Genomic DNA, 14,797 nt, shown 5'->3' on the forward strand with positions numbered 1-14,797 from the left:
CCGCTGAGTTTGAAAGAAGCAAGCTTCTTTCAAACTCCGCTCGACTTGCATGTATTAGGCACGCCGCCAGCGTTCGTCCTGAGCCAGGATCAAACTCTCCATTAAGGTGTTGTTTGACTTGCTCATTAGTGAAGTCTTTTCGATGCACAACGTGCTCGGAAAGATCTTCGTGTTTCGCTTGTTATTAACAACTTCACAAAGGTGAAATTGTTAATGGCAGTTCTTACTCGTTGTTCAGTTTTCAAAGATCAATGTGAAAATATCAAAGCGTTTCTCATTTACTTACGTAAGTGTGACTCGCATTTCGTTTTCGTGTGTGTCCCGCAATCTCTTGTCGCGGTAAGAAATAATTTACCATAGAACTTATAAACATTGCAAGCTTTTTTATTATTATTTTATTTCATACTATATCATGATGTATTACTACAAATTAACACTAGATGATGTGTTAGTTCAATATTATTAATGAATAATATTGAATTTATATTTTTTTCTATAAACATAATTATTACATTTAAGGCACTGTTACATTTTCTTGATAGTAAGCTTCTAACTGATTTGAGACTTTTGCTCGTTCACTTTCCAAACGTGCAATTCCAATTCCTTCAAAATATGCTAGTAAATCGATTTAATCAAAATTCTGGTATGGATCAACGATAAAGCGGATACTTATATATCCACACTATGTAGGTGAGCTTGTACAAGAAAGAGAAAAAACGATTAGCGTTACTTCTATTATTCGTAGGAAAGTTCCGAAGTGTGATTATATTGTGGTCAAAGATACACACACCCATCATCTCTCGAGAACTATTCGATGTAGTTCAAAAACTGATGGGAGAACGGAGTGAAAATCGTCCACAGTCTAGCCAGCATCTTTTTACTAACTTTCTCTTCTGTCATGAATTCGTATGAGGAATGTGGTATCGTCCTAATAGAAGAGGCTATATTTGTGGATATTACGAAAAGCATGGTCGAATTGCTTGTTCTCAGCATTTTATCGCTGAAATCGAGCTTAGTCGCACGATTATGGAACAACTCAATCATATTGCTATTGTTATTAGCCAAGCTGACAACTCTGAACAGCTCGAAAACAATCAAAAAAGGGTGAATTTCTCGACTTTTTAGTATCTGAATTCGTAAAACGAATCGAGGTCACAGAACGAGAAAAACTGCTACTTATTTATCAGTTTCCTCTTCTTGACCACTACGTACCGACGTAAATCATCTACGAACAGCACTCAATATGCATCGAATGTGTATACTTAACCCCCTAAATGGATATAAAACATCGACGCTTCTACCCTTAATACATATTTCTGATTTAACACTACTTGATACGGTTCACCCTATTGCAAATAATTAAATACATTACAGTTTAGTAGACATTTTGTCTACTTATATTCATCGTAATTGTTAATCTATAAAACCAATGTCTAGTAAATGTCTACTTCCTAAAGATAAAACAAAAAAACCGACCTCATGTGAACCGCACCCCAAAAGTTAGACACCATCTAACTTTTGGAGGTGCAGTTTTTACATGTCCAGATTCAGTACAAACGAAAAAATTCAAGCCGTTATGCGTTATCAAAAGGGATCAGAGAGCTTGAAAGCCATCGCAAAATCCATAGGGCTTCACCATTCTGTCTTTTCAAACTGGATTAGACTATATGAGCATCATGGTGAAAAAGCTTTTAAAAAAGGCTATACTTCGTACCCTGCACAGATTAAACTAGACGTACTTAATTATATGATCGAATACGGGACGTCTGTTAGAGAAACGACCGCGATATTTAATATTGCAATATTTTTTCGTACTTTGAAGTTTAAGCCATGCTCGGTATAGACTTTATCCTTGATAAAGAGCAATATCTTCCCATACGTCATAATTTTTCTCATTCGGATTATTCACAATAGTTGGTTCCTTATTAATAATTAATGTAGGGCGTTTTTTTTGTTAAACCGCTCCCAATTGATTGGTAAATGTTCACCATTTGGATTACCTGTTTTCGCAAATTGTATCCATCAACCATGTAAATATCGAATTAGCAAAGACTTCGCTTGTTTACTTGTTCCTTTCCATGCACTACTTAAAAACCCTTGTGAAACATCTAATGTATTTAGGGCTAATGGAACTTCACAGCCATGCATTGCTCCAAAGCCGATTAATTTCATTAAAAGCGGAGCGTAATCAAAGCGATATAGCCATACGCTATTATATGCACTCTGAGCATCTGCTGCTTTAATCGTATTAATAAGAAAAGCGCGATCCGCAGTCAACAAGTTCATCTGATAGCCATGTTTACCTTTATCCTTATATAAGCTTTTTAACTCTTCTAACTTATGTCCGTGCTGATTATCATCTAACATTTTTGAAATTAATTCCCACGTCGTAGGAAACATACTTCCCTTATTTAACAAGCTACCTTCATCTTTATTTGTACCTATAATCATTTTCACATCAGATGCAGCACCATTCGCAAAAGCATTTACGGGATGTTCTGGCAATAAATCATCAAACGTTGGTGCAGGAACTAATATGCCAGGATACACATTTGTTGCTTTTGTTTGTACATATCTACTTGCTGCTAACATCTGCTCGGCAGATAGTTGACGTAAACTAGCTACTTGCTCAGGTTGTATATTCATTTGTTCTAAAAACAAATCAATATTTAATTTCATACTATACGTAGAGCCAGCACATTCTACAACCGGACTTTGAATAATTGCTTTATTAACTAAGCCTTGTGAGGCTGGTGAAGCAAGTAATGCACAGCAGCTTGAGGCACCAGCACTTTCACCTGCAATGGTAATATTATGTGGATCACCACCAAAACGCTCAATATGTTGCTTAATCCATTTCACAGCAACAATCTGATCAGATAGACCACAATTAGAATCAAAGTTTTCGGCATTATACATCGTAAAATCATAAAAACCTAGTACACCAACACGATAATTAAAAGTAATAAATAAAACGTCCTGCTTCGCAAATGATACACCGCTATAGGTTAAATCACTTCCTTCGCCCATATGAAAAGCCCCACCATATATCCATACAAAAACAGGAAGATTCTTTTTATCAGAATCGGGCCGCCAAATATTCATATATAAACAATCTTCACTTTCGCGGTCTAACACATGCTTAGCTTTCTTTTTTGACGCCATCACCGAAAATTGTATAGGCTTATTACCATACTCTTTACACGACCTTACCCCGTCCCAATGCCTGCATTCCACAGCTCTACGAAATCTTAACTCATTAACAGGGGGCTCAGCATAGGGAATGCCTAACCACTTCTGTACACCATCTTCTGTAAAACCTTCTATTTGTCTCAATTATTGATTTCATAGCTAATCTCCTCACTATTATTAAAGTCTATTAACAACTATAAAAATTAAACAAGACATGCTGTTTATGACGTTCTCCTGTACCAATAAATATACTCTTCGTAAGCCAGTCATACTTTCCTTGTTCCACTTCAAATGTAGGCGTGGAACGGAAATAATACTGGTCAGATGCTACCTCTAATCCTTGAGCTAGTTTTTCTATAATATCTGGAGAACCATGACGATAGCCTTTATTAATAATATAAATATAAACCTCATCATTCGTTTTCATCGTATAGTGCGCTTCAATTTCTGCTACGCCATCAGGTCTTACAAGTTGCCAATCTGCACCTCCAGGCAATATGACACCACTTATCTCTCGACCTACAAATGTTCCGCCTAAAATTGGAATCATTTTACGAATTCCTTTAGCAGTGACACCAATCTCTTGAACAGCGCCGACTTCAATCTTAGCTTCAAATGCTGGGTTAAGTGTAATCACTGTATCACCTTCGTCTCTAATTGGTTAAGCTGTTGCTTATCAAAGCCAGCAATTTGCTTATAACGGTTAGCTACTTCTTCTAATTCAGCTTGCGTAATGACATCTTCTAAACATGTAAATCCATTAGGAGCACGTTCGTGAACCATTTGCATCACAATTTCTGGACCATGTTGTCGATTACTATGTACAATAGATGCCGTTTTATGGATACGTTGCTGCTCATAAGATAATAAAGCTTCCTCAATGTTCTGATTTTCTTTGAGTGCTATATATAAAGCTTCAGCATCTAATATCGCTTGTGAAGCTCCATTAGAACCAATTGGATACATCGGATGTGCCGCATCGCCTAGTAATGTTACTCTATTAAAAGTCCACTGAGGTAACGGATCTCTATCTACAAGTGGAAACTCATATACATATTCAGCCCCTGCGATTAAGTTTGGTACATCTAACCAATCAAATGTCCAAGCTTGAAATTTTTGTGAGAACTCGGCGTGATTAGCAAGCCTATTCCAATCATTTCGATTGGGTGCTTCCTTAACCTCTAATTCTGCAATCCAGTTAATATCACATAATCCTGAATCATCCGGGGCAGTAATTGGATATGCTACGAATTTTTCATCAATATTTCCTACCATCACCATCGTATTACTAGATAAAAATGGTTTAGCCTTCGTCATCCCTCGCCATAATATTCTGCCACCATATTTAGGTTTATCATCAAGTGGATACAGCTGCCTTCTCATTACAGAGTGAATACCATCTGCTCCAACTAAAAAATCTGCCTCTACCAATTGGAGTTCTTGTTCATTTTTCCGGTCTATAAAAGCGGCTTGTACCTTATTGTTTTGCTGTTCAACATGAGATAAGTGCTTTCCAGTATGAATGCAAGCTTCTCCCAGTACTCGTTTTACTTCATTAAGTAATATCCCTTGTAACCTCCCTCTATGGATGGAGTATTGCGGCCAATTGTAACCCGCATCAACTCCACGAGCTTCTTGCCATATTAATTGACCGAATTTATTGTAATAAGCTAACTGCTTCGTTCGTAATGATGACTTATCCAACGCCTCTTGTAACCCTAAATCCCATAATACCCTTACAGAATGTGGCAATAAGTTAATGCCTACACCTAACTCCTTAATCGTTGTCACAGACTCATAGATTTGAACATCCATTCCAGCACGATGTAGATATAAAGCTGTCGTTAAGCCGCCAATTCCAGCACCAACAATAATTGCTTTTTTACTTTCTCTCATTTATATACTCCTCTCAAACTATGATTTAGTTAACATAAAATCTTAATATAGATACATGTAAGCGCTTAATCTAATTTTATTACATTTTTAAGTACAAATATATATATATCTACCAATTTTCTTGAAGTTTATTTCTATTGGCTCTATTATCAGGTTAAGCACGGATATAGTTAGTTTATTGGGATGGTGCTAAACAAAACAAAAACACCATCCTCATGCGGATGGTGTTCATGATGGTGGAGGCGAGGGGATTTGAACCCCTGTCCGAAGACTACGCCACACAGGCTTCTACGAGTGTAGTCACAGTTTTATTGTCGATCTAACAAACGCCCCGTAACCGGCTTTTGCTAGGCCCAGCCTGATTGTCTTCTTCTGCTCACCCAAGGCGGAGATGAGACAGCGTATTCCACTACTTGTTAGCCCCTATTCCAGTCACATGGACGATGCTGGGTAGAAGCACGCACACAGTTTCTTAGGCTGCGAAAGCGTAGTTTGTTTGTTGTTTGCCGTTTAATAGGCTTTAGCGTTGATAAAGCGGACGCGGCCCCACTACTCGCAACCCATGCATCTAAATTCCATTATCTGAACACAGAATACATTGAACCCCATTGCCCGATAACTCCATTGGCTTTCAAACGACTTATTGCAATATTTAATTCTGAGAGATCTTTTTCAACACCGTTTGAACGTAAATCATTGAATATTTCATCAATTGTAAATGGTCCACTTTTAGAAAGAACTATTTCTCCTAATTTGTAACTTGCTTTATCTATTGTAACAGACATAATAACACTCCTTATAATATGCTGGATTAGCCGATTAATTATTCTTCCTTATCATCAAGTAACCCTTCTATAAGCTCTTTTAATTCTTTTGCAATCTCCAGCCCAAGGTCATAAAGAAATTGATTATGATCAATTTTGACCTCGCATGTTAGATAAATAAAACATGGAGGGAATACTGATTGATTATTTCTCAATTCATTATTGATTCTCGAAACTTCATTCAAATAAACTAACTCTCCATGTCCACGATATAATAACGGAAATCCATCCTCTAGTCCTGTCTTCATTTTTTTGAAAACAACAAAGGAATCATTAACATGATATTTTTCTTTTGCAACTTTACTTACAACTCGTTGAATCAATTCTTGAAGATTTTTCCCCTTAATCAAACTACTAGAGAATAATTCATTAAGCACTTCAAGGAATTTTACCATCTTGGTTAAATAAAAACCATTTTCTGAAACATTATGTTTCTTAAGTGGGATTAAAAGGCTTTGAAAACCTTCAGATATCACTTTTTCAATACTTTCATAATCTATTTCAATATTTTCAAAAATGCTATCGTCCAAAATAAGAAAATCATCCATACCTTTGATCATAGATTGATAATTTTTCTTATTAGCCAATAGTTCTTCTAATTGCAGTTTCACAATATTTTTCTCATCATTCAACCCTGCTGGATCCAATGTTAAGTAATCACTAAAATAGTGCTTCCTCAATACTGTTAATAACCAAGAATCATCCCATTGAATTATAGTATTAAAGTATTTTGCATTTGAATTAGCATCCCTTATTGCTTCCCATAACCCCGATATATTCAGAGAAAGTACTTGATCTTGATTTGTATGATTTGAAGAAAGTGAATCTTTAGCAAGGGCCACAATAGCTCTTCCCAAAATATAATCCGTTTTTATTATTCTATGATGGAAAATAACATTTTTATAAAGTAACCATCTTCTTTGGAAAAAATCTTCAATAGTGTTTAGAACCTTAATACTAGGAGCAAAATAATAATTATCCTTTTCTTCAACAAGTTTCATTGAAGAAATCAAACGGTCATACTCAATTTTACCTGCGTTTAAACCTGAATTATTAAAATCCCTTGTTATATAGTCTAGACGGTCACTATCAATTGAATGCGCAACGATATGATGGAGGTCTTTAAATATACCGATTTCATCAAATATGGATTTTACGAACTTTCTATTTAACCAATAAAAAAGTCTTAATTCTGCACTTTGTTGGTTGTCAGGTACAAACGATACAGACTCCAACAATCTGTCAGAGATATTGTTACCAATTTGCTCATGTAAGGCGTACTTACTCTCAGAGTAGAATTTAGTTGCACTCATAAACTCATTATGTGCTTTATTCCTGTCTTTTCCTTCTATACTATTGATATGATTCCACACCTCCTCTAATGCATATTCTGTTATGTGACTAAATGGAGGATGACCAATATCATGCAGTAATGCAGAAACTCTCACTGATTGATAAGCAATTAAATAAGCAAAAATGTGTGTGTCTTTAATTATATGCGGTGTGTTCAATCTATACAACGGGTCATCAATCACAATTTCATGACATTTGTGAATTAAATCGGCGTATCTATCTGTTAAAGTAAATCTTAATGTTTCTGCATATTCATTTTTTCTATACTCGTCAATTTCTTTATTAATACCATCAAGAAATTTGTCCCTAACTTTCTGCTCTGCATTGGCTATTGAGTGATAAAACATTTTTCCTGCCAAATGCATTACACCCAATGAATGTTCAAATCGCTTTGTTTTATTTGAGGGATACGTCAAATATGCAGTTGAGTTTTGCATAATGTTATGTAAGCGATTAAATAACTGTGTAGATATAATCTGCTTCTCTAAGACACTTAGCTGAATAGTACCATGTATCGTATCTGCTATTGAAATTGTTTTATTATTCGACATTTTTCCTCCTAGAACACCTTATACAACCTTAAGATTCCAATTCTACAATTTTTCTGAAATCCCTTCTTTTCAGAAAAATTGTATCCATCTTTTCGCTACCAAGAGTTTATCACTTATTGAGATTAATCATACGTAACTTTCCTCTAAATAAAGTGACTCCTAAGAACGTGTTCGTTTAAAAACTATTCCTAAGCGTTCCTCAAGGAATTCTTCTAACACAATAATCTCAATTTTGTGAGGATCTCTTTCATCTTCTAGGAAATATTGAGTATAGGTTCCCTCAACAGTGCGAGGCACACATCGAAGTTTACGTTTATTATCAAACGAATCTATCACTACCTCATCATGATTTACTTGTAGATCCCAACATACAATTCCATATAATCTTTTGAAAGAATGATTGAAATTACTTTTTAAACGATACTTAAACTCAACGAATCTAAGATGAGAACGTTCTAGGTCAATACCTTGATCCCTTTTTCTTGCTAGTACATCAATCCCTGCATGAGTGTCATAATCAACAATCTCAAAAGGAAATAGTCCCTTTTCCAAAATATCTATTGCATGATAAATTGAAAAAACACCATGTTCCTGCCGAGGCTCACGAAATGTTATCTCTTTATAATCCGCAGTTTTTACACCTCGTAGTTGCTTTAGCCGTTTTTCAAGGTCTTTTTCCTCTTTGCGCTCAGTTTGATATGCATCAGATTGTTCTTCAAGCCACTCTAAATTTCCCCAATCCTCGCTTTCAGAAATTTCAGCATAAATATGTTCAACAGTTGCTCTAATCTCATCTAATATATCTCCGGGTGTATTGTCGATTGATCCGCGGTTTGCAGTAAGTTTTAACTCTTGGCAATTAAAAAACGCCTCGAATTTTGTATATTCACTTCCTCGTTTGTTAATCCACTCATTCTTTCTCTGTACTGGAATGTAATCTTTAGCAAGCCAAATTCCATAACGTTCTTGCACTGTATATGCTCCAGCAGGAGCAGTGTAGCCACTACGCTTAAGCATTTTATTTGCTCGTTTAGCTTTATTACCAACTATATAGAATACAGCATCATAAGGTATATCAGGGAACTTTCTAAGTGTACCAGAGTACACTAGCTTTTTCACAAAATGGTCTGGAGCATCTGCAATATGTTTATTGAGTAGTTCATCTAAGTTATCAGCAATAGTAGGAAATGTATGTCCGAAACTCAACTCTTCTGGTGTTTTTCTATCTATTCCTTGTAGATATAGTTTCACATCTTTATATTTATGCTCGGGATCAAACTCTCCCTCAAAAGAGCCAAGTTTAGTAAACCAATAGATGTAGTCTTTTACTCGTTCATGATTGAATATATCACGCTCATTATTATTGTAGCCTAGAACGTCTATAAAAGTCCCATCGAAGTTTTCAGTTAATTCTTCAACCTCAACTTCAGGAACAATACCTTCATAAAGTGAACCTATTGGATTTTGCATATGACATGAATATTGCTTCCCATGCCTTCCAGTAATAACTCCAATACGCTCTGAGTTAAAGTAAATTTTTGTTCCATGGCCCTTCTCTCCAATAAGAGAAGTATCATCAATCTTTGCCTCTCGTCTCAATGAATTACCTAGATCAAAGAACGACTTTAATCCCTCGTAATCCATACCGGAGCCATTATCACGGATCAATATCTGTAGTTTACGCTGTCCGTATTGAGGTTGTATTGTGAATGAAATATGTATTTCAGTAGCCTTAGCATCAATTGAGTTAGATATTGCTTCTCTCACTATGTCTAAGGGATTAGAAAAATCAGCCGCAATCTCTAAGAACTCCCGGCTGGGATTTACTTGCGGAGTAAACTTTGTCTTAGTAGTCATAATAATCCCTCCAATTTAAGTACATTTGTTGAATTTCTTACAACAAGCAATCAACAATTTATTCTTGTTCATTTCAACTGAGTAATCGCTACATTAAACACCGATGCCAACCACAGCAATTCATCAGACCCGAACATGATATGAGAAAGCGGAAGCTTCCCTTGATACTCACGCAGATGTGAAGCCACTACCTCCAGATACGCCTTTCCAACACTCCCTGGAATATCCTTGGACTGTACCAACGTACCTGCAACAATTTGATCAATACTTCTATTATTTTCAACTATAGCTTGCTCTGCATTATGCTCAAGTTCTTCCCAATCAATAACAAGCCCAGAAATACGAAGAGTTTATCCATCTTGCTTCGCCACCCATTGCTCCCCATGATCATTCTCATAATCTGAAAAGTACGCATCACTTTGATTTCCTTTAGCCCCTGAAGGCGGATTCTTACCTTGAATGCGTATATAAAGTTCAGCCGACAATCTTATCAGTCTCTTTGAAAACATGCTTACACACATATATTTTTACATTTTCCAAATTACGTCAAAGTAATTGCCGGCTGACTTGCGTTACAACCCAACTATACTCCCACTACTATCTCCCTATCCAGTAATATAGGTTAGCGTCCTTAATAACTTATGTCTTAAATCTCCATTTAAATCATTATTCATTAAAGTCAAACAGATCTTTCGTATTTTCAAATGTTTGCAGTAACACTGTTATTTCCTTAATTTCATCACGAGACAATAAACTTTTGCAGTCCCTTAACAGCACAACTAGTGAACGTAAGATCATATCTACTTCCCCATTATGACGGAATCCTTCAGTAAGTGTATTTTGGTGTTCTGCAATTTCCAAACAAACATTATCCTCTGTCAAACCTTTTAATGTTAATTTTGAAGAGATGTAGCCAAACACATCTTCTCTTAATTTTGACCGAAACAAAGCTAATTTTAATGCTTCATATGCTTTTTTCACGTCTTCTGCTAAAGTTATACCATGATGCATAGTATAGAAACTTTGAATTTCCTGTACTAGATGCATTAGCTCATTTACGTTTGTTATATTATCAGATTTTGCGGGACGATACTTACGCATTGAACTTAGATAATATGGAAAAAACACATCGATTATTTTGCAAAGCTCCTCTGTTTCGTCGGCCTTTAAATAAAATCGATTGTGTGGGAACTGAACAACATATCTATTATCTTTTTCATCAAAGCCTACTAAAAATTTTCTTTTACACTCTTTCACAGGTGTGTTTAATCCATTAAAAAAGGTCTCGATAAGATTTCTGCCATCGAGCGTGAGCATACATCCTGATATCTCTTTATTTGCAAATAAAACAAGGCAAGAACCTAAATCATATTTATTGGGTAAAAAGGCAGTCACACTAACATTTCTAATATTATGTTTATGATTTCTATTATCAGACACAAATAGGGGTTCAAAACACACACTATCGTTTAAATCAGGAGTCTTCTCATTAGTTGAAAGTTGCTCTTTCAGTCCTGACTTCTTTTTCAAGATATAGTTTGGAATATTGCCTAGCTCTGGTTCTTCATGAAGAGCAGTTTCAAAAATAGCATAGAGTAATTGCTTGTATCCTTCTTCGTAATAATTTTCATCGGATAAATCAATATAGATAAGTGAAGACATATAAGAAGGTACGAACTCTTCTCCGTTTTCACCACGTTCAGAGATCACCGGTATAAATTTTTCTTGACGAACACGAGTATAAACATTCTTTGATATAACTTGTGTCTCTACTCCTACTCCACCTTTTCGTTGGTCTGCCTTTTCTTTATATCCTTTATCACAAATAACCAATACCTTATGTATGTCTTCAGATTCGATCATTTCTTCCATGAATACAAATCTATCATGCCCTGGTTTTAGCCTCCATTTATCAATAAATGCATCTACACCATCTTTGCGGAGTCTTGTTGCTAAATTTATTACCCAATCTTCATGAACTGTCGAAGTCCAACTATACGATAGAAAAACGTTCGGTGTAATGTTATGCTTCATCACCTTCTAGTACTCCCCCTCCTTGCGTTATTATTGTTGAAGACATGAAAATTCAAAATCCCTTCAACAGCTACAACCCACCATATGTTTTTCACAATACTTCTTTTTTTCTGCTACTCCTATCTGGATAGTTTGCATTATCTTCTTGTGTCTATTTCAACAATCTATTTAAAGCCTCTTAACGATTGTATCATCATTAAAGTAAAACAACCTTTCAAGATCCATTTCAATTAGTTCACCTTGATACTCTATAAGAATCTCATTTCTAATATTTCCAACGAAATAAGCATTCTCTACCCAATAAACGTTCCTAACTCTAAAACGGTAAATCATCATCATCAACAACAGCAGTCTTCACGCCAGCTAGACGCGTTTGTATATTATCCAATACTATTTTTTGTCTGTACGGGTCTAGCTTTACTAATAATTGATAAAAGTCTTTTACATGGATTACATGTATATCACAATTTTTATTAAGTGCATAACTCCCCTTAATAAAGCATCTGATAAGCTGAGCATTATCCTGAATAAATGTTTCCAGTGAACTACTGCGTATTAAAACTCCTAACCTATTAAGTATAGTGTCAATATCACTAATTGGTTCATATTTTTCATTATAATAAAAAATGTGACTAACTAAAGCATCAGCAAAGTTTTTATACGTGGCCTTCTCCGATGTAGAAAAGCTTATTTCGCTTATTACACCCGCTGATATAGTTTGAGAGATATCATTGAATGTTGCGTATCGTTCACTCGGGTCGATTCTCACCATTTTTTCTAGAATATAATTAAATTTAAATTGAGCTTCATCCCCACTGTTTCTAAAAATATTTTGAAATAGCTTACCAATAAAATAAATCTCTGTTTGATGATTGTAAATGCCCTCTAATTGCGTTTCATTTGGTAATTGTGTAACCGGCCAATTCAGAAATACGCTCTTCCCCTCTTTTTCTTCAATTTCTAGTTTCTTTCCAAATCCAAAATCTATGATTTTTACATTCTGATTTTTATCTATCAAAATATTGGAGGGTCTAATATCTCTATGTAATATTTTTCTTTCTTCTAAATACTCAAACGCATATACAACTTCTTTAAAAATGTCGCCCCAATCTTTCCTAAAGCTTGGTTCAAATTCATGAATAGCCTTTCCTTCTACATATTCCATTTGTAAATAACCAGTTTTCGCTTCTGGATAAAGGTAATAATTGAAGACCCTCACAATGTTATGATGCGATATGTTGAATAGTATCTTTATCTCATCAACAAAACGTTTGTAGTTTTCATCAATACCATTCATGCCCTTAGGAGCGTACTTTTTGAATGCAAACAACATGTCTGTTGTCTCATCATTAAAAAGATGTGCATCACCTGTTCCTCCTGTTCCCAATGGTGAAATGTATCTGAAATGCTTCATGCTATCAAATTTCACTATTTCCCCTAGTAACAAAATGATATCCTCCTTGTTGACAATTATATTGACTACAATTAGTATCGAGCCTGGAAATATGAAGAGTTTGTCCATCTAGCTTCGCCACTCACTACTCCCCATGTTCATTCTCATAATACGAAAAGTACGTACCACTTTGATCTCCTTTTGCCCATGAAGACGGGTTCTCACCTTGAATGCGCATACAAAACTCAGCCGACAATCTTATCAGTCCTTCGACAATATCCATGATTATACATATGTTCTCACATTGCCAATTTACTGTCAAAGCATTTGTCGGCTGACTTAAAACGTATTTACACTAAGTAGCAATAATCCAAGTCTGTCTTGCTATGCTAATTCACCACTACTCCCACTCTGCAACAACAACCTTCTGATACAGCACCTCATCGTCATCCTTCAATTGCACCGTTATATGCATAGTCTTTGTATCTCTGTACACGCAGATGTTCGACACGAATTTACGGATGTATTCATTCATCAATTGCGGATTCTTCATTTCATCGTCTAACATGTTGATCATCACACGAATGTCATGCATCACTGTTTGTAGAAATGTTTCCGACAGTTCCAATTCATGATATGACTTTTGTAAATCCACTTGTTCGGCTTGCTTTGTCGTCAACTCATCTTTTAACTCCTGAATCATGTCTGCATAGTAGCTCTTACCACCGCCAGTTTGCAATTCCATTTCTACTTGACCGATTCGTCGATTCAAATACAAAATCTCTGATTCGAGATTAGACACTGCCACCAAAACATGCTTATTCATTTCATTATGGTACTTGCGAATCTCTTCCCCGATCTGATTATCAAACGTTAGCCGTAACAATGTACTCCGCAACTTGATAACTATTATCCCTTCAACCTTTTCCTTTCTCCAGCTCACATACGTACAGAACTCCTTGCCCTTCCGCATGTAACCGCCGCATACATAGTATTTTTGACCACCATATTTCTTTGTCGTTGCCGTCACGTTACCAATCATTCTAGTGCCACACTTATCGCAATGAAAAATACCTCTTAGCCAAAATGGAGAGTTTGGTTTTGTCTGAAATGGATTATATGTCACACCGCCGCCGTTCTTTCGCTCCTCAACCTTCTGCTGACAAAGACTAAATAACTCTTCATTAATAATTGCTGGATGGGCATTCTTCGTGATGATCCATTCAGAACGATCACGCCACTTCTTCCCTTTCGTTTGATAATCCTGCTTATTCCATATTTTCCGTCCGATGTAGGACTCATTGTGGATCATCGCTCTTATCATTGTTGCTGACCATTGTCCGCCCTTCTGCGTTGGCACCCCACGCTCATTAAGTAACGATGCAATTTTCTTATAACCTACATTTTCATATGCATATTAGTTAAACATCCATCGGATTGTATTTATTTCATCCCTTGGACCGAGCACCCATATCGCTTTCGTCTTCTGACTTCCCATTGCTACATGCTCCGTTCGAGCGGCGTACCACCATTGTTATATCCGAGCTTGGCATTCTGCGTCATCCCTTTAAGAATTTCTACTGACAAATTAACATTTAAAAACTCTAATATCACTTCCAATATTTTTTCAAGCAAAACATCTTGCGGGTTTCTTTTTCTGTTTACTATGTAATCGATACGACCTTTATTTACTACTG

General features: G+C 35.9%; 12 protein-coding genes, 1 rRNA gene, 1 other RNA gene and 2 pseudogenes. 3 read left to right on the forward strand and 13 right to left on the reverse strand.

Translation table 11 applies throughout. The features are described from left to right. A 16S ribosomal RNA gene (locus AC1TPB_RS21815) occupies positions 1-105 on the reverse strand; the annotation flags it as partial. 542 nt (positions 106-647) lie between these two features. Between AC1TPB_RS21815 and AC1TPB_RS21820 the strand changes: the two are divergent. From AC1TPB_RS21820 to AC1TPB_RS21830, 3 genes and pseudogenes are all read left to right on the forward strand, one after another. Next, positions 648-848, forward strand: a pseudogene (locus AC1TPB_RS21820) (hypothetical protein); the annotation flags it as partial. Positions 849-915: 67 nt separating this feature from the next. Beyond that, positions 916-1,125: a hypothetical protein gene (locus AC1TPB_RS21825; protein WP_482078432.1), complete on the forward strand. Its 210-nt coding sequence runs from the start codon at positions 916-918 to the stop codon at positions 1,123-1,125. A 412-nt stretch (positions 1,126-1,537) separates the two neighbouring features. Next, positions 1,538-1,828: pseudogene (locus AC1TPB_RS21830) on the forward strand (transposase); the annotation flags it as partial. A 194-nt stretch (positions 1,829-2,022) separates the two neighbouring features. Here the strand turns inward: AC1TPB_RS21830 and AC1TPB_RS21835 are convergent. The 12 genes from AC1TPB_RS21835 to AC1TPB_RS21890 all read right to left on the reverse strand — a co-directional run bounded on the left by AC1TPB_RS21835 (position 2,023) and on the right by AC1TPB_RS21890 (position 14,460). Then, positions 2,023-3,336, reverse strand: coding sequence for a carboxylesterase/lipase family protein (locus tag AC1TPB_RS21835; protein WP_482078433.1), 1,314 nt, complete (start codon positions 3,334-3,336; stop codon positions 2,023-2,025). A gap of 43 nt (positions 3,337-3,379) precedes the next feature. Then, the gene (locus AC1TPB_RS21840) at positions 3,380-3,829 is read right to left on the reverse strand and encodes a DUF3237 domain-containing protein (RefSeq protein WP_482078434.1); all 450 of its coding nucleotides are present in this window, start codon (positions 3,827-3,829) and stop codon (positions 3,380-3,382) included. Further along, entirely contained in the window at positions 3,826-5,088 is a 1,263-nt protein-coding gene (locus AC1TPB_RS21845) for a flavin-dependent oxidoreductase (protein WP_482078435.1), read from the reverse strand. The genes AC1TPB_RS21840 and AC1TPB_RS21845 overlap by 4 nt, the downstream gene beginning before the upstream one ends. Positions 5,089-5,322: 234 nt before the next feature. Beyond that, positions 5,323-5,671: a transfer-messenger RNA gene (gene ssrA / locus AC1TPB_RS21850) on the reverse strand. After that, the gene (locus tag AC1TPB_RS21855) at positions 5,667-5,873 is read right to left on the reverse strand and encodes a hypothetical protein (RefSeq protein ID WP_482078436.1); all 207 of its coding nucleotides are present in this window, start codon (positions 5,871-5,873) and stop codon (positions 5,667-5,669) included. Before AC1TPB_RS21855 ends, ssrA begins: the two co-directional genes overlap by 5 nt. Positions 5,874-5,911: 38 nt before the next feature. Then, positions 5,912-7,816 (reverse strand): HD domain-containing protein, encoded by a 1,905-nt coding sequence (locus AC1TPB_RS21860; protein WP_482078437.1) that lies wholly within the window; start codon positions 7,814-7,816, stop codon positions 5,912-5,914. A 159-nt stretch (positions 7,817-7,975) separates the two neighbouring features. After that, positions 7,976-9,673 (reverse strand): ATP-binding protein, encoded by a 1,698-nt coding sequence (locus tag AC1TPB_RS21865; RefSeq protein ID WP_482078438.1) that lies wholly within the window; start codon positions 9,671-9,673, stop codon positions 7,976-7,978. Between the two features lie 68 nt (positions 9,674-9,741). Then, the gene (locus tag AC1TPB_RS21870; protein WP_482078439.1) at positions 9,742-9,915 is read right to left on the reverse strand and encodes a hypothetical protein; all 174 of its coding nucleotides are present in this window, start codon (positions 9,913-9,915) and stop codon (positions 9,742-9,744) included. 108 nt (positions 9,916-10,023) lie between these two features. Continuing rightward, positions 10,024-10,158, reverse strand: coding sequence for a hypothetical protein (locus AC1TPB_RS21875; RefSeq protein WP_482078440.1), 135 nt, complete (start codon positions 10,156-10,158; stop codon positions 10,024-10,026). A gap of 181 nt (positions 10,159-10,339) precedes the next feature. Next, positions 10,340-11,707: a toll/interleukin-1 receptor domain-containing protein gene (locus tag AC1TPB_RS21880; RefSeq protein ID WP_482078474.1), complete on the reverse strand. Its 1,368-nt coding sequence runs from the start codon at positions 11,705-11,707 to the stop codon at positions 10,340-10,342. 316 nt (positions 11,708-12,023) lie between these two features. After that, a complete protein-coding gene (locus tag AC1TPB_RS21885) occupies positions 12,024-13,154 on the reverse strand; it encodes a protein kinase family protein (protein WP_482078441.1) in 1,131 nt (376 codons plus the stop codon). A 346-nt stretch (positions 13,155-13,500) separates the two neighbouring features. Then, entirely contained in the window at positions 13,501-14,460 is a 960-nt protein-coding gene (locus AC1TPB_RS21890; RefSeq protein WP_482078442.1) for a recombinase family protein, read from the reverse strand. Positions 14,461-14,797: the final 337 nt, after the last annotated feature.

The sequence above is a fragment of the Paenibacillus sp. Y951 genome (assembly GCF_056786395.1).

Coding starts and splice junctions, on each gene's coding strand:
- AC1TPB_RS21825 (WP_482078432.1), top strand. CDS start 916: ATGTGGTATCGTCCTAATAGAAGAGGCTATATTTGTGGATATTACGAA.
- AC1TPB_RS21855 (WP_482078436.1), bottom strand. CDS start 5,873: ATGTCTGTTACAATAGATAAAGCAAGTTACAAATTAGGAGAAATAGTT.
- AC1TPB_RS21865 (WP_482078438.1), bottom strand. CDS start 9,673: ATGACTACTAAGACAAAGTTTACTCCGCAAGTAAATCCCAGCCGGGAG.
- AC1TPB_RS21860 (WP_482078437.1), bottom strand. CDS start 7,816: ATGTCGAATAATAAAACAATTTCAATAGCAGATACGATACATGGTACT.
- AC1TPB_RS21845 (WP_482078435.1), bottom strand. CDS start 5,088: ATGAGAGAAAGTAAAAAAGCAATTATTGTTGGTGCTGGAATTGGCGGC.
- AC1TPB_RS21880 (WP_482078474.1), bottom strand. CDS start 11,707: ATGAAGCATAACATTACACCGAACGTTTTTCTATCGTATAGTTGGACT.